This window comes from Pantoea sp. X-Soil-MYKO-1289 (genome assembly GCF_059730625.1).
Genome location: NZ_AP036004.1, coordinates 3274941 through 3296395, shown reverse-complemented (window position 1 = coordinate 3296395; position 21455 = coordinate 3274941). Strand labels below are relative to the sequence as shown.

Sequence of the window (21455 nt, the reverse complement as noted above, 5' to 3'; positions counted from 1 at the left end):
CTTGCGCGGGACGCTTTGCTCTTCAGTCCATGTCATCCGCGTTTTAAATATGTCAGCTGTTTGAAAGGCGCTTCGGCGCCTTTTTTCTTGTCAATGCGGCGCGGTTAACTTTGCGCCATCCATGCTTTAAAATCAGCGCACATTCACCTACCCGACGTGGAAAATTTTATGAAGCACCTGCAGGTTGCCGTTGGCATCATCCGTAACGCCGATAAAGAGATCTTTCTGGCTCAACGCCCGGCGTCGTCCCATATGGCGAATATGTGGGAGTTTCCCGGCGGCAAAATCGAGCCTGGCGAGAGCGCGGAAGAGGCGCTGAAGCGTGAACTGCTGGAAGAGACCGGCATCGAAGTGACGCAGGCGACGGCGATTGGCGCGGCGGATCATACCTATGACGCGCTGCGCGTAACGCTTAACTTCTTTCTGGTGGAAGGCTGGGAAGGCGAGCCGTGGGGACGAGAAGGGCAGCCGCAGCGCTGGGTTGCGCAACGCGAGCTGATCGCGGAAGAGTTCCCGCCGGCTAACCATTCGCTGGTTGCGCGTCTGGTGGCCGGCGAGCTGTAATATCAGGGGCGCCAGCCCCTGCTGTCAGTGCTGTTCTTCGCTCCAGTCGTCGCTGTCGTTCAGATCGCCTTCGCTGGGGATCCGCTTCTCTTCATCCGCCCATTCGCCTAAATCGATCAGCTGGCAGCGCTTGCTGCAGAACGGACGCCACGGGCTGAGCTCATCCCAGATTACATCTCTCCCGCAGTGCGGACACTGAACGGTAATCACTTCATTTTGCATAGCTACCTCTAACAACAGGCCAGTTCAAAGTTGAGTCGTGCGGGCACTTCGCCGCGTTCGCTGTCCAGCGGCAGAAAGCGGATGGCGTAACGACTTTTGTGGCCGGAAACCTGGGGGTAAAGCGCATCTTCCAGCTGGAGCTGCAGGCGCAGCAGATCCGCGCCCTCGGCGTTGTCCTGATAAAAACCGTTCAGGCTGGTCTGATGGCGAAACGCGCCTGACTGACGAATAAGATCCAGAATCATCGCCAGGCTCTGATGCAGCGGCGTCAGCGTCTCCAGCCAGGCGGCGACGTGGCCGTCGCGCACCTCCTGCGGCTGATGCAGCCAGATATGCAGTCCTGGCAGATCGAAGCTGCAACAGCCGCCCGGAATGCTGAGCCGCTGACGCACCAGGCCGATAAGTCGATCTTCGCGCAGCTGCTGTCCCATCCGCGGCGCGCTGTTGAGCTGAACCGCCTGCGTTTTGAGCTTGTCGCGCAGCGCATCGACCACGGTCATGTCAACGCCCGGCACGTCAGCCCAGGCGCGCAGCTTTTGCTGCTGACGTTCCAGCTCCTTGAGCAATTCGGTACGCATATCGCCGCGCTCGAAAATGTCCAGCAGCTCGCCGATGATGCGGAAAAAGGTCAGCGCCGAAGCGGTGCGGGTAACCGGCACGGTTTCATGCAGCTGCTGGATTAAGAATTCCACGCGCAGCCAGGTGCGCATTTTTTCATTCAGGGGATGTTCAAACAGAACGACTGTACTCATGGCGTTAATCCTGTTGCGTTGCCGCCAGCGCCAGATAGCGCTGGTGCAGAGCGGCAACCTGCGGCAGCGCCTCATCGGGCGTGCCGCTGTTATTAATGACGTCGTCGGCTACGGCGAGGCGCGCGCTGCGCGTCGCCTGAGCGGACAGAATATTTTGCGCCTGCTGGCGATCGATGCCGTCGCGCTGAATGGTGCGCCTGAGCTGCGTTGCTTCATCGACATCGACTACCAGAATGCGATCCGCCTGACGCTGCAGGCCGTTTTCAACCAGCAGCGGCACGACCCACAGCACATAGGGCGCGGTCGACAGCGCTTTCAGCTGCTGCGTGCGGGCGTTAATCAGGGGATGAAGCAGATTATTCAGCCAGGTTTTTTCATCGGGCGACTGGAAAATAATCTCTCTCAGTCGGGCGCGATTCAGCGCGCCTTGTTCCGTCAGGATGCTTTCGCCGTGCCGCTCCGCGATTTGCCGCAGCGCCGCCGATCCCGGCTCGACCACTTCGCGCGCGATAACGTCCGCGTCGATAATGGGCACGCCAAGCGCCGCAAAAGCATTGGCGATGGTGCTCTTTCCACTGCCGATTCCTCCGGTCAGCGCCACGGTATAAGGCATATTACTCTCTCAGGCGCGCAACGCAGCGGGCAAGCCGAAACACAAAACTGTGTGCGCGATCACAATGAAAATTCTCAGATAAATTTATCGGATTGTAGCTTAAATAAAGTGAAATTCGCAGTCTTGTCGGCAGACGTAGGGCGCGTATGATTATGCCACTGGAGCCGTGTGCGCTACCCGAACTGCGATTCGCTGCCACTTACCAGGACAATTTTTATGCGTATTGAAGAAGATTTAAAGCTGGGTTTTAAAGACGTGCTGATCCGTCCTAAACGCTCCACGCTGAAAAGCCGCTCTGAGGTCGAACTGGAGCGTCACTTTACCTTTAAGCATTCCGGCCTGAGCTGGAGCGGCGTGCCGGTGATCGCCGCGAATATGGACACCGTCGGCACCTTCAGCATGGCGGAAGCGCTGGCCAGCTTTGATATTCTCACGGCCGTGCATAAGCACTACGGCGTTGACGAATGGCGCGCTTTTATTGAGCGTTCGCCGGTGGCGGTGCTGAATCACATTATGGTGTCGACCGGCACATCCGAGGCCGACTTGCAGAAGCTGACGGCGATTCTGGCGCTCTCCGCCGATCTTAAATTCATCTGTATTGACGTAGCGAACGGCTATTCCGAGCACTTTGTCACTTTCCTGCAGCGCGCGCGCGAACTTTTCCCGGACCGCACCATTTGCGCAGGCAACGTGGTCACCGGCGAAATGGTGGAGGAGCTGATCCTCTCCGGCGCAGATATCGTTAAGGTCGGCATTGGTCCGGGTTCGGTCTGTACCACGCGCGTGAAAACCGGCGTCGGCTATCCTCAGCTCTCTGCGGTTATCGAGTGCGCGGATGCGGCGCACGGACTGGGCGGCCAGATCGTCAGCGACGGCGGCTGCGCGGTGCCGGGGGATATCGCCAAAGCGTTCGGCGGCGGCGCCGATTTCGTGATGCTGGGCGGCATGCTCGCCGCGCATGACGAGTGCGAGGGAACCGTAGTCGAGGAGAACGGCGAGCAGTTTATGCTGTTTTACGGCATGAGCTCGGAATCGGCGATGAAGCGTCACGTTGGCGGCGTCGCGCAGTATCGCGCGGCGGAAGGCAAAACGGTGAAGCTGCCGCTGCGCGGCCCGGTTGCCGAGACGGCGCGCGACATCCTCGGCGGCCTGCGCTCAGCCTGTACCTATGTCGGCGCAGAGCGGCTGAAGGAGCTGACCAAGCGAACCACCTTTATTCGCGTCGCCGAACAGGAAAACCGCGTTTTTAACCGTTAACCTCTCCTGTCATTAGGGTGTCTGACGCACCCTAATGAATCACATTTCCCAGCCCAAACACCGGCAGATACATCGCGATCACCAGCGTACCGACGATGGCGCCGACGATCACCATCATTGCGGGTTCCAGCGAGGCGGCGAGCGTATCAGCCAGCGCCAGGGTCTGCGCCTCATGCCACTCCGCCAGCCGCGCCAGCATGGTGTCCAGCGCGCCAGCCTCTTCCCCCACATGCACCAGCTGCATGCAGAGCGGCGTAAACAGCGGATGATCCTGCAGTGCCTGGTGCAGCGGCGCGCCCTGCGAAATATGGTGCTGAAGCGCCACGACGGCGTCGCGCCACAGCCGCGTGGTCAGCGTCGCCTCCGCCGCCTGCAACCCCTGCAGCAGCGTAATGCCCGCGCGCTGCGTAAGCTGCAAAACCGCATAGATCTGGCTGAGCTGGCTGCCGCGCCACAGATCCGAGAGCAGCGGCAGGCGCAGCATCAGACGCTGCTCCCACAGCTGCCACGCCGGTGAGCGCCGACGCAGCGCGCGCCAGGCGGCCGCAGCCAACAGCAGCGCAACCGCGAGCCAGCCGCCCCAGCGCTGCAGAGCGACGGAGAGCGCCATCACCGCCGCGGTAAAGGCGGGAAGCGGGGCGTTAAACGAGGCGTAGACCGAGACGAATTCCGGCAGGACGAACAGCAGCATGCCGACGCTTACCGCCACGGCCACCAGTAAAATAAACAGCGGATAGCGCAGCGCCTTGATCACTTTATTCCACAGATGCTGCTGACGCGCCTGCTGATCGGCCAGCTGCGCGCAGCAGACGTCAAGCTGGCCGGTCAGTTCGCCCACCTGCATCAGCGCGGCGAACAGGGGCGGGAAAATCTGCGGCCACTGGCTTAACGCCTGCGAAAAGGGCTCGCCGCGCAATATCCTCAGCCGCAGCGCATGCAACAGCAGTTGCCAGCCGGAATGCGGATGGCCTTGCGACAGCAGCGCCAGCCCCTGCGCCAGCGGCAGGCCCGCTTTGAGCAGCGTAGCAAGCTGCCTGACAAGGTCGATTTTCTGCTGCCACTTCCAGTCGCGCGCGCGCCACGTCTTGCGGCGCTGCCAGCTAATCGGCAGCAGATCCTCTTCAGCCAGCTGGCGCAGCAGGCTCTCTTCATCAGCCGCCAGCAGCTGGCCTTCATGCAGCTGCTGCTGGCTGTTGACCGCCTGCCAGCGGTAGAGGCTAAGCCGGGACATCTTCCAGACCGGTTACGCGTTGCATCTCCTCCAGCGAGGTTTCGCCGCGGCTGACTGCCTCCAGACCGCTGCTGAACAGGGTGCGCATGCCCTGTTTTTTCGCCAGCGCCAGCACGCTGTCGAGCGGCATCTCGGCGGCGATGGCGTTTTGCAGCTTGCCGCCGACCGGTAATATCTCAAACAGCGCCAGCCGTCCGAAATAGCCGGAAAAGCAGTGGTCGCAGCCGGGCGCGCGCCAGGTTTGCAGCGTGCCGGGCCAGATGTCGGGCGGGAAGTGCGCCATCGCCTGCGCCGGCTGACGACAGTGCGGGCAGAGCCGCCGCACCAGCCGTTGCGCCACGATCAGCCGCAGCGCCGGACCGAGCAGGTAGCCGGGAATGCCCATCTGACGCAGCCGCGTCAGGGTTTCCGCCGTCGAGTTGGTGTGCAGCGTCGATAACACCAGGTGGCCGGTCTGCGCCGCTTTGACCGCGATCTCCGCCGTTTCCGCATCGCGGATCTCGCCTACCATAATGACGTCGGGATCCTGGCGCAGCAGGGCGCGCAGCACCCGGTTGAAGTCGAGTCCGCATTTGGGGTTAATCTGCGTCTGGTTAATGCCGGCCAGCGGAATTTCCACCGGATCTTCGACGCTGCTGACGTTCATTTCCGGCCGGTTCAGCGTGCTCAGGCAGCTGTAGAGCGTAAAGGTTTTCCCGCTGCCGGTCGGGCCGGTCACCAGGATGAGTCCCTGCGGCTGCGCCAGCGCGGCGCTCAGCAGACGGCGCTGCGCGGCGGGCAGGCCCAGCTTATCCAGCGACAGAGTGCTGCTTTCGCTCTGCAGCAGGCGGATCACCGCTTTTTCGCCGTACTGCACCGGCAGCGTCGCCAGACGAAAGGCGGCGGATTTGCCCTCCAGCGCCAGGGTAAACTGCCCATCCTGCGGCAGCCGCCGCTCGGCAATATCCAGCCCGCCAAGGATTTTCAGCCTGGCGATCAGCGCGGCGGGCGGCGCCTCGCTCAGCGGCGTCAGCGGCTGTAGCACGCCGTCAATGCGCAGCCGTATACGTACGCCGTCGCGCTGTGGTTCGATATGAATATCGGACGCTCGCCGGTGCAGCGCCTGCTGCAGCATCTGGTTGACGGCGTCGACCGCCGATTCCGGCAGCGCCTCGCGCGGCGCATCCGCTGAGGCGCTGCCGTGCTGATGAAGATCGAGCCGCGCCTGCGGCCAGCATTCGATCTCGATCTGACACTGGCTGGCGAAATGCAGCGCCTCGCTGAGGCCTTCAGGCACCTGTTCCGCCACGGCGACGCGCAGCAGCGTCTCATCATGATGCAGCAACACGGCCCGATAGCGCTGACAGAGCGCGCGTATAGCGGAATCAGGCATCGCCATCGTTAGCTCCTTTATCATCGAAGCGGAACTGCTCCAGGCAGTTATCGCGCAGGCTGTCACTGCTGCTGGTACAGCTGCGCTGCCATCTCAGGCTGCCATCCGCGCTGTCCCATACCGGCGTCATTTCGACGCTCAGGCCGTTCAGGCTCTCCTGACCGGTCAAGGTAATGACGCCGTTTACCACGCTGAGCGCGGAGACGTAACGCGAGCCTTTCGCCGCCGGAATACCTTTCTCGCCAGCCTGACACTGCGTTGGGCCGCCTCGCTCCAGAGCGCATAGCTCGACGGCCGTTTTATAAGGCACCATGGTTTGCAGCATGTCGGTGAGCGCCGCGCGCTGCAGGTAGTTTTGATATGCCGGTAAGCCGATAGCGCTGAGGATCGCGACGATCCCCACCACAATCATCAGCTCGACCAGGGTAAAGCCCTGTTGATTAGTCATTGCATCGCCTCTCTCATAGATAAGAGCGGGCAGAGTAGAAAAGCAGGAGCGCTAAACCCAGCGGCAGATTTTCAGGCCGGAAAAAGGCGCGCAGTAAAAGGGCTGGATTGCAGCGCGGAGAACAACGAAGCGGAAGCGGGCGCGCAAAAAAAGGCCGTGCGCGGCGGCACGGCGCAGGGCGGTTACAGGCTGGTGAAGCGCATCGAAAGATCGAGCGCACGCACGTGCTTGGTGAGCGCGCCGACGGAGACGTAGTCGACGCCGGTCTGGGCAATCTGCGGCAGCGTCGCTTCCGTCACGTTGCCGGAGACCTCAAGCTGCGCGCGTCCCTGCGCGCGCGCCACCGCGTCGCGCATCGCGTCGAGGGTGAAGTTATCCAGCATGATGATGTCGGCGCCAGCCGCCAGCGCCTGATCCAGCTCCTCCAGCGACTCCACTTCAACCTCTACCGGCACGTCCGGGTGCAGCCAGAACGCTTTCTCTACCGCCTGCCGAATCGACCCGCTGGCGATAATATGGTTTTCCTTGATGAGGAAGGCGTCCGAGAGGCCGAGACGATGGTTCGCGCCGCCGCCGCACAGCACCGCATATTTCAGCGCGGTGCGCAGGCCCGGCAGGGTTTTGCGCGTGTCCAGCAGCTGCGTGTCGCTGCCTTCCAGCAGCTGCACATAGCGTCGGGTTTCGGTCGCCACGCCAGAGAGCGTCTGGACGAAGTTCAGGGCGGTGCGTTCGGCGGTCAGCAGCAGGCGAGAAGGGCCGCTCAGGGTAAACAGCGTCTGATCGGGCGCTACGCTGTCGCCATCTTCGACCTGCCAGCTCAGCGTCGCATGGCCGCCGAGCTGATTAAACACCTCTTCTACCCAGCGTTTACCACAGAAAACACCCGCCTCGCGCGTGATGACCCGCGCCTGCGCCTGGCTCTCTTCGGGCAGTAGCTGGGCGGTGATATCGCGGTCGGCGTCGATCTCGCCGCCCAAATCCTCCTGCAAAGCGCGCGCGACCGTGGCAGGAATGTCCTGTTCGATGCGGGCGATCAGCGCCTGGCGGCGGCTATCGGCATTATAACGGCGGGTTGGCATAGCGATTTCGCTCCTGATGACCTGAACAAAGAGGAAGCCACAATAGATCGAAACGGCGCTTTTCACCAGCCGAAGTCCAACTTTTGTTTAGTATACTTAACCTGGCTACGATGAGGCGGCGTCGCCGCACCTTTAGGCTGCAAAAAGTTATCGTAAATCATGCTATTCTCAGCCGGACTCTGCTAAGGAAAAACCAGCATGAAACTGGAACAGGGCTGGCTGACCGACATTCGTCAGGTGCCGTCGCCGCATTTTAATCAACGTCCCAACGACGAGATGCCTTCGCTGTTGGTGATCCACAATATCAGCCTGCCGCCGGGCGAATTCGGCGGGCCGTGGATCGATCGGCTGTTTACCGGCACCTTGCCGCCCGACGCCCATCCCTATTTTGCCGATATCGCTCACCTGCAGGTCGCCGCGCACTGTCTGATCCGCCGCGACGGCGAAATCGTACAGTATGTCTCTTTCGATCATCGCGCCTGGCATGCCGGGGTTTCCTGCTATCAGGGCCGCGAAAACTGCAACGACTTTTCCATCGGCATCGAGCTGGAAGGCACTGACGTTCTGCCTTACACCGATGCGCAGTACCAGGCGCTGGCCGCCGTCACGCAGCTTCTGCTGCAGCACTATCCTTTGACGCCCTCGCGCATTACCGGACACAGCGATATCGCCCCGACGCGCAAGACCGATCCGGGGCCGGCTTTTGACTGGGAGCAGTATCAGCAGCTGTTGGCGCAGACTTCTTTTTGATTTTCGCGGAGTGGGTATGACGTTGTTTTCCTTGTTACTGGTTTTAGGTTGGGAACGCCTGTTTAAGCTGGGCGAGCACTGGCAGCTCGATCACCGGCTGGAGCCGATCTTTCGCCGCCGCCGCCGTTTTTCGCTGCTGCGCACGCTTGGCATGACCCTGCTGGCGATGGCGCTGACGGCGCTGGCGATCTGGAGCGTAAAAGGGCTGCTGTTCGGCATCGCACAGCTACTGTTCTGGATCCTGATCGGCCTGCTCTGCATCGGCGCCGGATCGGCGCGCCTGCACTATCACGCCTATTTAAAAGCGGCGAGCCATGACGATGTCGCGGCGCATCAGGCGATGGCGGCCGAGCTGACGCTGATCCACGGCGTGCCGGTGGAGTGCAGCGAGCGAGAGTTCCTGCGCGAGCTGCAAAACGCGCTGATCTGGATTAATTTCCGTTTCTATCTGGCGCCGATGTTCTGGTTTGTGGCGGGCGGTCCCTACGGGCCGGTGCTGTTGGTGGGTTACGCCTTCCTGCGCGCTTGGCAGAGCTGGCTGGCGAAACATCAGTCGCCGCTGGAGCGCGCGCAGTCAGGCGTCGACGGCCTGCTGCACGTGATTGACTGGATCCCGGTGCGGCTGGCCGGCGTTGCCTATGCGCTGCTGGGGCACGGCGAAAAGGCGCTGCCTGCCTGGTTCGCCGCGCTGACCGACCGCCACCGTTCGCAATATCAGGTGCTGACCAGCCTGGCGCAGTTTTCGCTGGAGCGCGATCCGCATCTGGATAAGGTCGAAACTCCGCGCATTGCGGTGGCGCTGGCGAAGCGCATCTCGCTGGTGCTGGTGGTGGTGGTCGCGCTGCTCACCATCTACGGCACGCTGGTATAATCCGCAGGCGGCACGCCGAAATCGGGCGTGCCGTCGTCGCGCCAGACAAAACTTTTCAGCCGCGTATGACGATTGGGATCCCACAGCGGATCCCCTTCGATTTCCGTGTAGTTGCGGGCGTGATAGACCAGCACATCCTCGCCGTTCTCATCCTGAGTAAAGCAGTTGTGGCCGGGACCGTACTGGTGGTTGTCCCAGTTTGAGGTAAAGACCGGGCGCGCCGACTTGCGCCAGTTAGCAGCATCAAGCAGATCCTGCTCAATGCCGATCGACAGCAGGCCCATGCAGTAATTCTCGTCGGTGGCGCTCGCGGAGTAGGTAACGAACAGCCGATCGCCGTGCTGGATCACTGCCGGTCCTTCATTGACGCTAAACCCAGCGCACTCCCACTCATATTCCGGTCGGCTCAGCATCGTCGGCGCGCCTTTCAGCGTCCAGGGGTTAAGCAGCTCCGCCAGATAGAGGTTGGAGTTGCCCGGGATCGCCGGATCCTTCTGCGCCCACAGATACCAGTTTTTGCCCTGATGCACGAAGTGGGTGGCGTCCAGCGCAAAGGTGTTGAACTGGCTAAACACCCGGCGCGGCGCCTGCCAGCGTTCGCTGAGCGGATCGGCGTCGTCGCATACCAGCGCGTACATGCGATGCTGAAACAGCCCGTCTTTGATGTCGCGCGTCGGCGCGGCGGCGAAATAGATCACCCACTGTTCGTCGATGCGGTGCAGCTCCGGCGCCCAGATCAGCTCGCTGCAGGGACCGCTCTCCGGCTTGCGCCAGACCACGACCGGTTCGGCATGGCGCAGATCAAGCAGCGTGCTGGCGCGGCGCAGCTCCAGCCGATCATAGGCCGGTACGGAGGCGATAAAGTAGTAGTGCTGCTCATGGCGCAGGATAAAGGGGTCGGCCCGCTGTTCAATAAAGGGATTCGGCCAGGGTGTGCTCATTTCGCTTCTCCGGGTTGGGTGACGGCGCCGTCGCGCTGACGAATTTCATGCAGTTCGCGGAAGTTGGCGCGGCGCAGCGCGAGATCGTTCTGAATCGTGCGCATGAGCGCGCGATCGACCTTCAGCAGGCGCACAACGCCAGCGGTAATCAGGTAGCCTACGCCGGGGATGACGGTGAACAGCAGCATAATGCCGTTTACCGCCTGCGAAGACTGCTGTTTCGCGCCCGCGTCGTAGCCGTAAATCGAGAGTAAAAAGCCGACCATCGCGCCCGCGACCGCCAGGCCGACCTTGAGGAAAAACAGGTTGCCGGAGAAGCTGATGCCGGTGATGCGCTTGCCGGTTTTCCACTCGCCGTAATCGTCGACGTCGGCCATCAGCGACCAGTGCAGCGGCGACGGGATTTGATGCAGCACGTTTAGCAGAAAATAGGCGACCACTACCGCGACGGTGGCGTGCGGATCGATCCAGTAAAAGCCGCAGGAGAAGCAGGCCAGCGCGATATTGGTCCAGAAAAAGACCTTCAGTTTGCACCAGCGGTCGGTGAGCAGCTTCGCCAGGGTGCTGCCGATCATCATGCCGACCACGCCGAGGCTGATAAACAGCGTGGCGAAGTGAGTCGTCTGGCCCATTACCCAGGTCACGTAGTACATGGTGGCGGCCATACGGATAAAGCCGGGGCAGACGTTGCAGAAGGTGAGCAGCAGAATACGTACCCACTGGTCGTTTTTCCACACGTCGCGCAGATCGCTTTTTAGCGCGTCATGGGTGGGTACCGCCGGGCGAATACGTTCGCGCACCGTGGCGAAGCAGAACAGGAACATCCCCAGCCCAATCAGCGCCAGCACGCTCATCGCCAGCTGATAGCCGCGCGCCTTGTCGTCGCCGCCGAACCACTCCGCCATCGGCAGCAGCGACAGCGAGAGGATCAGCGTCGCAATGCCGACCATGACAAAACGGTAGGACTGGCAGGAGACGCGCTCGCCGGGATCGCTGGTGATCACGCCGCCCAGTGAACAGTAGGGGATGTTGATGGCGGTGTAGGTCAGGGACATCAGGAAGTAGGTGACGAAGGCCCAAATCACCTTGTTTTCGTAGCTCCAGTCCGGCGTGGTGAACATCAGCACGCTAAAGAGCACATAGGGCACCGAGATCCACAGCAGCCAGGGACGAAAGCGGCCCCAGCGGCTCTGGGTGCGATCGGCGATGGCGCCCATAATCGGATCGGTTATCGCATCCAGCACGCGCACCGAGAGCAGCAGCGTGCCTACCAGCGCAGGCGCCAGGCCAAAAACATCAGTGTAGAAATAGTTGAGAAACAGCATGATGGCGCCGCCAATCATATTACAGCCGGCATCGCCCATGCCGTAACCCAGCTTTTCGCGAAAAGAGAGGGCGGAATCCTTCATGGTCGTTATCCTACACATTGTTATGAGCAGGGAATTATCGTTGCTATATCAGCGGGATGGCTGGCAACAAATAGTCAGTAAGATGGACAAATCAGGCGCGGCGGGAAAAGTGTGAGCTGGATCAGGAGGGAAAAGGCCCGCCGACGCAGGTCGGCGGGCTTAAGCATCAGGCGCGCTGCACCTTGTTTTTGATGGCGTAGCCGATGGCCAGAACCACCAGCCAGACCGGGATCAGCCAGACCGATATCGCCATGCCCGGCGTCATCAGCATAATCACCAGAATGCCGGCCAGAAACGCCAGGCAGAGCCAGTTGCCGAACGGATAGAGCAGCGCCTTAAAGCGCGTTGTCACGCCCTGCTGATCTTTCTTACGGCGGAACTTCAGGTGAGCAAGGCTAATCATCGCCCAGTTGATCACCAGCGCGGAGACCACCAGCGACATCAGCAGGCCGAAGGCTTCGCCCGGCATCAGATAGTTGATCAGCACGCAGAGCGCGGTCGCCACGGCTGAGACCAGAATGGTGGCCACCGGCACGCCGCGGCGGTCTACTTTCAGCAGCGCTTTCGGCGCGTTGCCCTGCTGGGCCAGGCCGAACAGCATGCGGCTGTTGCAGTAAACGCAGCTGTTATAGACCGACAGCGCGGCGGTGAGGATCACTACGTTCAGCGCGTTCGCCACCAGCGCGTCGCCCAGCTCATGGAAAATCAGCACGAAAGGGCTGGTGTCTGCGGTGACGCGCGTCCAGGGCATCAGCGACAGCAGCACTGCCAGCGAGCCGATATAGAAAATCAGGATGCGATAGATAACCTGATTAGTGGCTTTAGGGATGCTCTGCTCGGGATTATCCGCTTCCGCGGCGGTGATGCCGACCAGCTCCAGGCCGCCGAAGGAGAACATAATGATCGCCATCATCATCACCAGCCCGCTGAAGCCGTGCGGCAAGAAGCCACCCTGCGCCCAGAGGTTGCTGACGCTCGCCTGCGGGCCGCCGTTGCCGCTGAACAGCAGCCAGCCGCCGAACAGGATCATGCCGATCACCGCGACCACTTTAACGATTGAGAACCAGAACTCCATCTCGCCATAGACTTTTACATTGGTCAGGTTAATGGCGTTGATCAACACGAAGAAGACGGCGGCGGTAATCCAGGTCGGAATATCTGGCCACCAGAACTGAACGTATTTGCCGACGGCGGTCAGCTCGGCCATGGCCACCAGCACATAGAGCACCCAGTAGTTCCAGCCCGACGCGAAGCCGGCGAAGTTGCCCCAGTATTTGTAGGCGAAGTGGCTGAAGCTGCCGGCGACCGGCTCCTCGACCACCATCTCTCCCAGCTGACGCATAATCAAAAAGGCGATAAAGCCGGCGATGGCGTAGCCCAAAATAACGCCTGGACCGGCCGCCTGGATCACCGATGCGCTGCCCAGAAACAGGCCGGTGCCCACCGCGCCGCCCAGCGCGATAAGCTGAATATGACGGTTTTTCAGCCCGCGCTTCAGCGTGTCGCCATGCTGTTGTTCCATACGAACCTCATGTTGTTTTAATTCTTCTTTTGCAGCGCGCGATGGCTGTCAGGAAGTGGTTACAATAACGTACTGATTTATTTACGGTATCAGGCGCCTTCTCTGTAAGCGGATGCTACCCTGGCGACAAGAATAGTGATATGCGGTGCGCTTTGCACCTGCTTTCTCTTTTCGTGCTGAGACTTGACTGAAAAAGCATCGTTGCCATCACACTGCCGCCTGCGCCTGTTCTGCCATGAATTGTTCCCAAAGACGAATAAGGTTGTCTTATGGTAAGCGAGAAAATCGCCCCTAACGCAGTGTAAGGTTTGGTAAAAGTAGCGAGATTTAACATTCTCCGCGCCGCGTCATTTCTGTTTTTCCCGCGGCAACTTAGGGCTGCGCAGCGCCCTTCAGCACAAGGAATGTGACCGGCGTCATATAGACACAAGGTGAATACTTTGTTACTTTACGGCCAACTTTTTGGAATTGGTATTACCAATTTACTCCGGACGACGGCTTGATAAGAAGGGAAGATGGCTTACAGTAAGATTCGCCAACCCAAGCTCTCAGATGCCATTGAGCAGCAGCTGGAATCGCTGATTATGGAAGGGACGCTACGTCCTGGTGAGAAGCTGTTGCCTGAGCGCGAACTCGCCAAACAATTTGATGTCTCACGTCCATCCCTTCGCGAAGCCATACAGCGTCTGGAAGCGAAAGGCCTGCTGCTGCGCCGTCAGGGCGGCGGCACTTTCGTCCAGCAGAATCTCTGGCAAAGCCTGAGCGATCCGCTCGTCAGCCTGCTTACTAAGCATCCGGAATCTCAGTTTGATTTACTGGAAACGCGCCATGCGCTGGAAGGGATCGCGGCGTACTACGCGGCGCTGCGCGGCACGGAAGAGGATATTGAGCGTATCCGCCATTGCCACGTGCAGATACAGCAGGCTCAGGATAGCGGCGATCTCGACGCCGAGGCGGATGCGGTGATGCAGTATCAGATCGCTGTCACAGAAGCCGCCCATAATGTGGTGCTGCTGCATTTGCTGCGTTCGATGGGCCCTATGCTGGAACAAAACGTTCGACAGAATTTTGAATTGCTCTACTCGCGCCGGGAAATGCTGGCGAAAGTGAGCGGTCACCGCGCCAGTATTTTCGAGGCGATTGTGGCTCGCGAGCCGGAACAGGCGCGCGAAGCCTCGCATCGTCACCTGGCGTTCATAGAGGAAATCTTGCTGGACAGAAGTCGGGAGCAGACTCGTCGTGAACGCTCCCTGCGTCGTTTACAGCAACGTAAGGAATAACGCGCGACGAAGAACGCGCGGATATCAACGACGGGCCTGTCTCCTTGTGCTTTGGCGAGCCACACAAGCAGAACACATGGAGACAGGCTCCTGACAATTCAACGTATTAGACACAGATAAGGAATACCCCCCATGTCAGAACGTTTACAGAATGACGTGGATCCGATCGAAACTCGTGACTGGCTACAGGCGATCGAATCGGTCATCCGTGAAGAAGGTGTTGAGCGTGCGCAGTATCTGATCGATCAGGTGCTGAGCGCAGCCCGCAAAGGCGGCGTTAAAGTGGCGGCAGGCGGTAACGCCGTCAGCAACTATATCAACTCTATCGCCGTTGAAGACGAGCCGGAGTATCCGGGCAACACGTCTCTGGAGCGTCGTATCCGTTCCGCAATTCGCTGGAACGCCATCGTATCGGTGCTGCGCGCCTCGAAAAAAGATCTGGAGCTGGGCGGCCATCTCTCCTCATTCCAGTCTTCCGCGACCATCTATGAAGTGTGCTTTAACCACTTCTTCCGCGCGCGCAGCGACAAAGACGGCGGCGATCTGGTTTACTTCCAGGGTCATATCTCGCCGGGCATCTACTCACGCGCCTTCCTTGAAGGTCGTCTGACCGAAGAGCAGATGAACAACTTCCGTCAGGAAGTGCACGGCAACGGCCTTTCATCGTATCCGCACCCGAAACTGATGCCGGACTTCTGGCAGTTCCCGACCGTTTCCATGGGTCTGGGTCCGTTGAACGCCATCTACCAGGCGAAGTTCCTGAAATATCTGGAGCACCGCGGCCTGAAAGACACCTCTAACCAGACCGTTTACGCCTTCCTTGGCGACGGCGAGATGGACGAGCCGGAATCCAAAGGCGCAATCACCATCGCGACCCGCGAGAAGCTGGACAACCTGGTGTTCATCATCAACTGTAACCTGCAGCGTCTGGATGGTCCGGTTACCGGCAACGGCAAGATCATCAACGAACTGGAAGGCATCTTCGCGGGCGCCGGCTGGAACGTCATCAAAGTGATCTGGGGCGGTCGCTGGGATGAGCTGCTGAAAAAAGACACCAGCGGCAAGCTGATTCAGCTGATGAACGAAACCGTCGACGGCGACTATCAGACCTTTAAATCCCGTGACGGCGCCTACGTGCGCGAACACTTCTTCGGTAAATACCCGGAGACGGCGGAGCTGGTTAAAGACTGGTCAGACGAAGAGATCTTCGCCCTGAACCGCGGCGGCCACGATCCGAAGAAAATCTACGCGGCACTGAAGAAAGCGCAGGAGACCAAAGGTCAGCCGACGCTGATTCTGGCGCATACCATTAAAGGCTATGGTATGGGCGACACCGCGGAAGGTAAGAACATCGCGCACCAGGTCAAGAAGATGAACATGGATGGCGTTCGCTACATCCGCGATCGCTTCAACGTGCCGGTAGCTGACGACAAGATCGAAGAGCTGCCGTACGTCACCTTCGAAAAAGGTTCGGAAGAGTACAACTACCTGCACGGCCAGCGCGAGAAGCTGGGCGGCTACCTGCCGACCCGTCAGGCGCAGTTCACTGAAAAACTGGATATGCCGAAGCTGGAAGAGTTCAAAGCGCTGCTGGAAGAGCAGAGCAAAGAGATCTCGACCACTATCGCTTTCGTGCGCGCCCTGAACGTGATGCTGAAGAACAAGTCGATCAAAGATCGTCTGGTGCCGATCCTCGCGGACGAAGCCCGTACCTTCGGTATGGAAGGTCTGTTCCGTCAGATTGGTATCTACAGCCCGAACGGTCAGCAGTACACCCCGCAGGACCGCGAGCAGGTTGCTTACTATAAAGAAGACGAGAAAGGCCAGATTCTGCAGGAAGGGATCAACGAGCTGGGCGCAGGTTCATCCTGGCTGGCGGCGGCGACCTCTTACAGCACCAACAACCTGCCGATGATCCCGTTCTACATCTACTACTCCATGTTCGGTTTCCAGCGTATCGGCGACCTGATGTGGCTGGCGGGCGACCAGCAGGCGCGCGGCTTCCTGGTTGGCGGTACTTCCGGTCGTACCACTCTGAACGGCGAAGGTCTGCAGCACGAAGATGGCCACAGCCATATTCAGTCGCTGACTATCCCGAACTGTATCTCTTACGATCCGGCTTACGCCTATGAAGTGGCGGTCATCATGCATGACGGTCTGGTGCGTATGTACGGCGAAGCGCAAGAGAACGTTTACTATTACATCACCACGCTGAACGAAAACTACCACATGCCAGCGATGCCGGAAGGCGCCGAAGAGGGTATCCGCAAGGGTATCTACAAGCTGGAAACCGTGGAAGGCAGCAAAGGCAAAGTGCAGCTGCTGGGCTCAGGCTCTATCCTGCGTCACGTGCGTGAAGCGGCGCAGATCCTGGCGAAAGATTACGGCATCGGCTCCGACGTCTACAGCGTCACCTCGTTCACCGAACTGGCGCGCGACGGCCAGGACTGCGAGCGCTGGAACATGCTGCATCCGACCGAAGAAGCGCGCGTGCCGTACATCGCTCAGGTGATGAACGACGCGCCGGCGGTGGCATCGACCGACTACATGAAGCTGTTCGCTGAACAGGTTCGCAGCTATGTTCCGGCCAGCGATTACCGCGTGCTGGGCACCGACGGCTTCGGCCGCTCCGACAGCCGCGAAAATCTGCGTCACCACTTCGAAGTGGACGCCTCCTACGTGGTGGTGGCTGCGCTGGGCGAACTGGCTAAACGTGGCGAAATCGACAAGAAAGTGGTGGCGGACGCGATCGCTAAGTTCGACATCGATGCCGATAAAGTTAACCCGCGTCTGGCTTAAGAGGTAAGAGAGTAATGGCTACTGAAATTAAGGTACCGGATATCGGGTCTGATGAAGTTGAAGTCACCGAAATTCTGGTGAAGGTTGGCGACAAGGTGGAAGCCGAGCAGTCGCTGATCACCGTAGAAGGCGACAAAGCCTCTATGGAAGTTCCTTCGCCGCAGGCAGGCGTAGTGAAAGAGATCAAAATCGCCACCGGCGACAAAGTCGAAACCGGCTCGCTGATTATGATTTTTGACGCAGAGGGCGCGGCGGCAGACGCTGCGCCAGCGGCGGAAGAGAAGAAGGCCGAAGCCGCTCCGGCGCCGGCGGCCGCTTCTACCGCAGCTAAAGATGTCAACGTTCCGGATATAGGCGGCGACGAAGTTGAAGTCACCGAGATCCTGGTGAAAGTCGGCGACAAAATCGAAGCTGAGCAGTCGCTGATCGTCGTCGAAGGCGATAAAGCCTCGATGGAAGTGCCTGCGCCGTTCGCCGGCACGGTGAAAGAGATCAAAATCGAAACCGGCGCGAAAGTGAGCACCGGCTCGCTGATTATGGTCTTCGAAGCGGAAGGCGCAGCGCCTGCCGCGGCACCGAAGCCAGAGCTGAAAGAAGAGGCGACCTCAGCACCGGCGGCGACCGCTGGCGCGAAAGAGGTCAACGTGCCGGATATCGGCGGCGACGAAGTCGAAGTCACCGAAGTGCTGGTGAAAGTCGGCGACAAAGTTGAAGCCGAGCAGTCGCTGATCGTTGTCGAAGGCGACAAAGCGTCAATGGAAGTGCCCGCGCCGTTTGCCGGCACCGTCAAAGAGCTGAAAGTCTCTACCGGCGATAAAGTCAGCACCGGCTCGCTGATCATGGTCTTCGAAGTGGAAGGCGCGGCGAAAGCCGAAGCGCCGAAGCAGGAAGCCGCGCCCGCGCAGGCTCCGGCCAAAGCTGAAGCGCCTGCTGCACCGGCAGCGCCGAAAGCTGACGCGAAAGGCGACTTCGCCGAGAACGACGCCTACGTGCACGCGACGCCGGTTATCCGTCGTCTGGCGCGCGAATTCGGCGTGAACCTGGCGAAGGTGAAGGGCACCGGCCGTAAAGGCCGCATCCTGAAAGAAGACGTGCAGAGCTACGTGAAAGAGGCGGTGAAACGCGCTGAAGCGGCGCCGGCTGCCGCTGCCAGCGGCGGAAGCCTGCCTGGTCTGCTGCCGTGGCCGAAAGTGGACTTCAGCAAGTTCGGCGAAGTGGAAGAAGTGGAGCTGGGCCGCATCCAGAAAATCTCTGGCGCTAACCTGAGCCGTAACTGGGTGGTTATCCCGCACGTTACGCACTTCGACAAAACCGATATCACCGATCTGGAAGCGTTCCGCAAGCAGCAGAATGCCGAAGCCGAGAAGCGTAAGCTGGACGTGAAGTACACCCCGGTGGTGTTCATCATGAAAGCGGTCGCGGCCGCGCTGGAGCAGATGCCGCGCTTCAACAGCTCGCTGTCTGAAGATGCACAGCGCCTGACGCTGAAGAAGTACATCAACATCGGCGTGGCGGTTGATACGCCGAACGGCCTGGTGGTTCCGGTCTTCAAAGACGTGAACAAAAAAGGCATCACCGAGCTCTCTCGCGAGCTGATGGCGACCTCGAAGAAAGCGCGCGACGGCAAGCTGACCGCCAGCGACATGCAGGGCGGCTGTTTCACCATCTCCAGCCTTGGCGGCCTCGGCACGACGCACTTCGCGCCGATCGTCAACGCGCCGGAAGTGGCTATCCTCGGCGTCTCCAAATCGGCGATGGAGCCGGTCTGGAACGGCAAAGAGTTTGTGCCGCGCCTGATGATGCCGATCTCCTTGTCCTTCGACCACCGCGTGATCGACGGAGCTGATGGTGCGCGTTTCATCACCATCATCGGCAATATGTTGTCCGACATTCGCCGTCTGGTGATGTAAGCACAATCAAGGCCGGCAATAGCCGGCCTTGTTGTAAAGATTCGTGGCATCGCGGTTTGCAGTTTGTTAACAATTCTGTAAACTCTTGCGGTGATAAATGTCCCGGTGGAGCAAAGGACATCGTGAGCCTGTTTCGTCAGGCGTACCTGGCGCAGTCAGTTGTTGACGCCCAGCGCGCAGAACCCGCAGCGTACTCAAGATACGCAAGGCGCCGCGCACTGCCCGGATGCAAGTGGCCGACCAGCCTGATGAGAAGCGCTCTACGTCTGACCCGCCGGATCACAACTAAGAGGTCATGATGAGTACAGAGATTAAAACCCAGGTCGTGGTACTTGGGGCTGGTCCTGCAGGTTACTCTGCAGCCTTCCGTTGCGCTGATTTAGGTCTGGAAACCGTACTGGTAGAGCGTTACAGCACCCTTGGCGGTGTCTGTCTGAACGTGGGCTGTATCCCGTCAAAAGCGCTGCTGCACGTTGCTAAAGTGATCGAAGAGGCGAAAGCCCTGGAAGAGCACGGCATCGTATTTGGTAAGCCCTCTACGGACATCAACAAAGTCCGCACCTGGAAAGAGAAAGTGATCAACCAGCTGACCGGCGGTCTGGCTGGCATGGCGAAAGGTCGTAAAGTCAAAGTGGTTAACGGCCTGGGCAAATTCACTGGTGCAAATACTCTGGTTGTGGAAGGAGAAGGCGGCGCGACCACCATCAACTTCGACAACGCTATTATCGCGGCCGGTTCTCGTCCGATCACGCTGCCGTTTATTCCGCACGACGACCCGCGCGTATGGGACTCTACCGATGCGCTGGAGCTGAAAGAAGTGCCGGAGCGCATGCTGGTGATGGGCGGCGGTATTATCGGTCTCGAAATGGGTACCGTTTACCATGCGCTGGGCTCGCAGATTGACGTGGTCGAGATGTTCGATCAGGTTATCCCGGCCGCTGACAAAGACGTGGTGAAGGTGTTCACCAAGCGTATCGCGAAGCAGTTCAATCTGATGCTGGAAACCAAAGTCACTGCGGTTGAAGCGAAAGAAGACGGTATTTACGTCACCATGGAAGGCAAAAAAGCGCCGGCCGAACCGCAGCGTTACGACGCGGTGCTGGTGGCGATCGGCCGCGTGCCGAACGGTAAAGGTCTGGATGCCGGCAAAGCGGGCGTGGAAGTGGACGATCGCGGCTTTATCCGCGTCGACAAGCAGATGCGCACCAACGTTCCGCACATCTACGCTATCGGCGATATCGTTGGCCAGCCGATGCTGGCGCATAAAGGCGTGCACGAAGGCCACGTGGCGGCAGAAGTTATCGCCGGCATGAAGCACTATTTCGATCCGAAAGTAATCCCGTCAATCGCCTACACCGAGCCGGAAGTGGCGTGGGTCGGCCTGACCGAGAAAGAAGCGAAAGAGAAGGGCATCAGCTACGAGACGGCGACCTTCCCGTGGGCGGCCTCTGGCCGTGCTATCGCCTCTGACTGCGCTGACGGCATGACCAAGCTGATTTTCGACAAAGAGACGCATCGCGTTATCGGCGGCGCGGTTGTCGGCACCAACGGCGGCGAGCTGCTGGGCGAAATCGGTCTGGCGATCGAGATGGGCTGCGACGCGGAAGATATGGCGCTGACTATCCACGCGCACCCGACGCTGCACGAGTCGGTTGGCCTGGCGGCTGAGATCTTCGAAGGCAGCATCACCGACCTGCCGAACCCGAAAGCGAAGAAGAAGTAATTTTTTGCTGGTTCAGAGAAAGCCTCCGAAAGGGGGCTTTTTTATTGGCGGCGTTATTTTGATTGCACTAAATCGATGATGAGATCGTGAGGAAAAATAGTTTCGTCCGAGCGCTCAATCTCATCTATTGACCACCAGTGATGTCTTCGAATAACACGCTGTTCATTATGACTCCAGCCGGTAATATTGAGCGCCTGATTCTTCACCCACACCATAAAGAAACGCTCGTCGGCGAGAACGGTTTCTCCGCCTGGCAGCATCATCGTAAAGCTTCTTTTCGCTAACTGCGGGCCGACTGTTCTACAGATAAAGCCTGTCTCCTCGTACAGCTCTCGCGAGGCCGCCTCTTCAAAAGATTCATCTTTTTTAACTCCGCCACCTGGCGTTGCCCAGTATGATTTACCTGCAAGCGCATCATTTTGATGATGAAAATGAAAAAGGAGAATACGATTTTCAGGTGACAGAACAATCAATCTTGATGCCGGACGCGTACGCATAATCGCTCTCTGAATATGGCTGGTTTTGGTTGGGGTTAATGTCAGGCTATAAGCGCCTGTAGCTGGTGATGGGAGGGTGCAGATAAAGGGACAGGATGAATGATAAATACCATGGGGAAGACCCTTTTTATTCATTGTCTAATGGCTTGATTTTTAATGTTTTATATTGGCTCTGTAAAAAAAGGGTTTTTAACAGGTTTTAGTCAAAAATGACT

19 protein-coding genes are annotated in these 21455 nt (G+C 59.3%); 8 read left to right on the top strand and 11 right to left on the bottom strand.

Features of this window, described 5'->3' with window-relative positions; translation table 11 throughout:
- Positions 1 to 168 precede the first annotated feature (168 nt).
- Complete coding sequence (gene mutT / locus AC6I7Z_RS15755) at positions 169 to 564, top strand: 8-oxo-dGTP diphosphatase MutT (RefSeq protein ID WP_497814897.1); 396 nt, start codon at positions 169 to 171, stop codon at positions 562 to 564.
- Positions 565 to 588: 24 nt separating this feature from the next.
- On the opposite strand, the gene yacG is transcribed toward mutT, so the two are convergent.
- Genes yacG through coaE form a run of 3 tightly spaced genes read right to left on the bottom strand, consistent with a single transcriptional unit; the run spans position 589 to position 2151 of the window.
- Entirely contained in the window at positions 589 to 786 is a 198-nt protein-coding gene (gene yacG / locus AC6I7Z_RS15750) for a DNA gyrase inhibitor YacG (RefSeq protein WP_286871550.1), read from the bottom strand.
- Positions 787 to 794: 8 nt separating this feature from the next.
- Entirely contained in the window at positions 795 to 1538 is a 744-nt protein-coding gene (gene zapD / locus AC6I7Z_RS15745; RefSeq protein WP_497814896.1) for a cell division protein ZapD, read from the bottom strand.
- Positions 1539 to 1542: 4 nt separating this feature from the next.
- The gene (gene coaE / locus AC6I7Z_RS15740; RefSeq protein WP_497814895.1) at positions 1543 to 2151 is read right to left on the bottom strand and encodes a dephospho-CoA kinase; all 609 of its coding nucleotides are present in this window, start codon (positions 2149 to 2151) and stop codon (positions 1543 to 1545) included.
- A 216-nt stretch (positions 2152 to 2367) separates the two neighbouring features.
- Here coaE and AC6I7Z_RS15735 point away from each other — a divergent pair, with 216 nt between their 5' ends.
- Entirely contained in the window at positions 2368 to 3408 is a 1041-nt protein-coding gene (locus AC6I7Z_RS15735) for a GMP reductase (protein ID WP_497814894.1), read from the top strand.
- Positions 3409 to 3439: 31 nt separating this feature from the next.
- On the opposite strand, the gene hofC is transcribed toward AC6I7Z_RS15735, so the two are convergent.
- The 4 genes from hofC to nadC form a co-directional block, all read right to left on the bottom strand.
- Positions 3440 to 4639 (bottom strand): protein transport protein HofC, encoded by a 1200-nt coding sequence (gene hofC, locus AC6I7Z_RS15730; RefSeq protein WP_497814893.1) that lies wholly within the window; start codon positions 4637 to 4639, stop codon positions 3440 to 3442.
- A complete protein-coding gene (gspE, locus tag AC6I7Z_RS15725) occupies positions 4626 to 6017 on the bottom strand; it encodes a type II secretion system protein GspE (protein ID WP_497814892.1) in 1392 nt (463 codons plus the stop codon). Before gspE ends, hofC begins: the two co-directional genes overlap by 14 nt.
- The gene (gene ppdD / locus AC6I7Z_RS15720) at positions 6004 to 6459 is read right to left on the bottom strand and encodes a prepilin peptidase-dependent pilin (protein ID WP_497814891.1); all 456 of its coding nucleotides are present in this window, start codon (positions 6457 to 6459) and stop codon (positions 6004 to 6006) included. Before ppdD ends, gspE begins: the two co-directional genes overlap by 14 nt.
- A 182-nt stretch (positions 6460 to 6641) precedes the next feature.
- Entirely contained in the window at positions 6642 to 7538 is an 897-nt protein-coding gene (nadC, locus tag AC6I7Z_RS15715) for a carboxylating nicotinate-nucleotide diphosphorylase (RefSeq protein WP_497814890.1), read from the bottom strand.
- 198 nt (positions 7539 to 7736) lie between these two features.
- On the opposite strand from nadC, the gene ampD reads away from it, so the two are divergent.
- The gene (gene ampD / locus AC6I7Z_RS15710) at positions 7737 to 8288 is read left to right on the top strand and encodes a 1,6-anhydro-N-acetylmuramyl-L-alanine amidase AmpD (protein WP_497814889.1); all 552 of its coding nucleotides are present in this window, start codon (positions 7737 to 7739) and stop codon (positions 8286 to 8288) included.
- 16 nt (positions 8289 to 8304) lie between these two features.
- Positions 8305 to 9159 (top strand): beta-lactamase regulator AmpE, encoded by an 855-nt coding sequence (gene ampE, locus AC6I7Z_RS15705; protein ID WP_497814888.1) that lies wholly within the window; start codon positions 8305 to 8307, stop codon positions 9157 to 9159.
- Here ampE and AC6I7Z_RS15700 read toward each other — a convergent pair.
- From AC6I7Z_RS15700 to aroP, 3 genes are all read right to left on the bottom strand, one after another.
- A complete protein-coding gene (locus AC6I7Z_RS15700) occupies positions 9141 to 10100 on the bottom strand; it encodes a glycoside hydrolase family 43 protein (RefSeq protein WP_497814887.1) in 960 nt (319 codons plus the stop codon). The genes ampE and AC6I7Z_RS15700 overlap by 19 nt on opposite strands.
- Positions 10097 to 11509: a glycoside-pentoside-hexuronide (GPH):cation symporter gene (locus AC6I7Z_RS15695; RefSeq protein WP_497814886.1), complete on the bottom strand. Its 1413-nt coding sequence runs from the start codon at positions 11507 to 11509 to the stop codon at positions 10097 to 10099. The genes AC6I7Z_RS15700 and AC6I7Z_RS15695 overlap by 4 nt, the downstream gene beginning before the upstream one ends.
- Before the next feature lie 166 nt (positions 11510 to 11675).
- On the bottom strand, positions 11676 to 13031 hold the full coding sequence (aroP, locus tag AC6I7Z_RS15690) for an aromatic amino acid transporter AroP (protein WP_497814885.1): 1356 nt from the start codon (positions 13029 to 13031) through the stop codon (positions 11676 to 11678).
- 515 nt (positions 13032 to 13546) lie between these two features.
- Here aroP and pdhR point away from each other — a divergent pair.
- The 4 genes from pdhR to lpdA all read left to right on the top strand — a co-directional run bounded on the left by pdhR (position 13547) and on the right by lpdA (position 20743).
- Positions 13547 to 14311, top strand: a complete 765-nt coding sequence (gene pdhR, locus AC6I7Z_RS15685) for a pyruvate dehydrogenase complex transcriptional repressor PdhR (RefSeq protein WP_033749516.1) — start codon at positions 13547 to 13549, stop codon at positions 14309 to 14311.
- A gap of 132 nt (positions 14312 to 14443) precedes the next feature.
- The gene (gene aceE, locus AC6I7Z_RS15680) at positions 14444 to 17110 is read left to right on the top strand and encodes a pyruvate dehydrogenase (acetyl-transferring), homodimeric type (RefSeq protein WP_048783825.1); all 2667 of its coding nucleotides are present in this window, start codon (positions 14444 to 14446) and stop codon (positions 17108 to 17110) included.
- Positions 17111 to 17124: 14 nt separating this feature from the next.
- Positions 17125 to 19020 carry a pyruvate dehydrogenase complex dihydrolipoyllysine-residue acetyltransferase gene (gene aceF, locus AC6I7Z_RS15675; protein ID WP_497814884.1) on the top strand — a complete coding sequence of 632 codons (1896 nt, stop codon included), beginning with the start codon at positions 17125 to 17127 and terminating at the stop codon, positions 19018 to 19020.
- 298 nt (positions 19021 to 19318) lie between these two features.
- Positions 19319 to 20743, top strand: a complete 1425-nt coding sequence (gene lpdA, locus AC6I7Z_RS15670) for a dihydrolipoyl dehydrogenase (RefSeq protein ID WP_497814883.1) — start codon at positions 19319 to 19321, stop codon at positions 20741 to 20743.
- Positions 20744 to 20796: 53 nt separating this feature from the next.
- On the opposite strand, the gene AC6I7Z_RS15665 is transcribed toward lpdA, so the two are convergent.
- The gene (locus AC6I7Z_RS15665) at positions 20797 to 21240 is read right to left on the bottom strand and encodes an NUDIX hydrolase (protein WP_497814882.1); all 444 of its coding nucleotides are present in this window, start codon (positions 21238 to 21240) and stop codon (positions 20797 to 20799) included.
- Positions 21241 to 21455 lie beyond the last annotated feature (215 nt).

Bases quoted from the DNA above. Each gene is read 5' to 3' on its own strand.
- mutT (WP_497814897.1), top strand. From the start codon at position 169: ATGAAGCACCTGCAGGTTGCCGTTGGCATCATCCGTAACGCCGATAAA.
- yacG (WP_286871550.1), bottom strand. From the start codon at position 786: ATGCAAAATGAAGTGATTACCGTTCAGTGTCCGCACTGCGGGAGAGAT.
- zapD (WP_497814896.1), bottom strand. From the start codon at position 1,538: ATGAGTACAGTCGTTCTGTTTGAACATCCCCTGAATGAAAAAATGCGC.
- coaE (WP_497814895.1), bottom strand. From the start codon at position 2,151: ATGCCTTATACCGTGGCGCTGACCGGAGGAATCGGCAGTGGAAAGAGC.
- AC6I7Z_RS15735 (WP_497814894.1), top strand. From the start codon at position 2,368: ATGCGTATTGAAGAAGATTTAAAGCTGGGTTTTAAAGACGTGCTGATC.
- hofC (WP_497814893.1), bottom strand. From the start codon at position 4,639: ATGTCCCGGCTTAGCCTCTACCGCTGGCAGGCGGTCAACAGCCAGCAG.
- gspE (WP_497814892.1), bottom strand. From the start codon at position 6,017: ATGGCGATGCCTGATTCCGCTATACGCGCGCTCTGTCAGCGCTATCGG.
- ppdD (WP_497814891.1), bottom strand. From the start codon at position 6,459: ATGACTAATCAACAGGGCTTTACCCTGGTCGAGCTGATGATTGTGGTG.
- nadC (WP_497814890.1), bottom strand. From the start codon at position 7,538: ATGCCAACCCGCCGTTATAATGCCGATAGCCGCCGCCAGGCGCTGATC.
- ampD (WP_497814889.1), top strand. From the start codon at position 7,737: ATGAAACTGGAACAGGGCTGGCTGACCGACATTCGTCAGGTGCCGTCG.
- ampE (WP_497814888.1), top strand. From the start codon at position 8,305: ATGACGTTGTTTTCCTTGTTACTGGTTTTAGGTTGGGAACGCCTGTTT.
- AC6I7Z_RS15700 (WP_497814887.1), bottom strand. From the start codon at position 10,100: ATGAGCACACCCTGGCCGAATCCCTTTATTGAACAGCGGGCCGACCCC.
- AC6I7Z_RS15695 (WP_497814886.1), bottom strand. From the start codon at position 11,509: ATGAAGGATTCCGCCCTCTCTTTTCGCGAAAAGCTGGGTTACGGCATG.
- aroP (WP_497814885.1), bottom strand. From the start codon at position 13,031: ATGGAACAACAGCATGGCGACACGCTGAAGCGCGGGCTGAAAAACCGT.
- pdhR (WP_033749516.1), top strand. From the start codon at position 13,547: ATGGCTTACAGTAAGATTCGCCAACCCAAGCTCTCAGATGCCATTGAG.
- aceE (WP_048783825.1), top strand. From the start codon at position 14,444: ATGTCAGAACGTTTACAGAATGACGTGGATCCGATCGAAACTCGTGAC.
- aceF (WP_497814884.1), top strand. From the start codon at position 17,125: ATGGCTACTGAAATTAAGGTACCGGATATCGGGTCTGATGAAGTTGAA.
- lpdA (WP_497814883.1), top strand. From the start codon at position 19,319: ATGAGTACAGAGATTAAAACCCAGGTCGTGGTACTTGGGGCTGGTCCT.
- AC6I7Z_RS15665 (WP_497814882.1), bottom strand. From the start codon at position 21,240: ATGCGTACGCGTCCGGCATCAAGATTGATTGTTCTGTCACCTGAAAAT.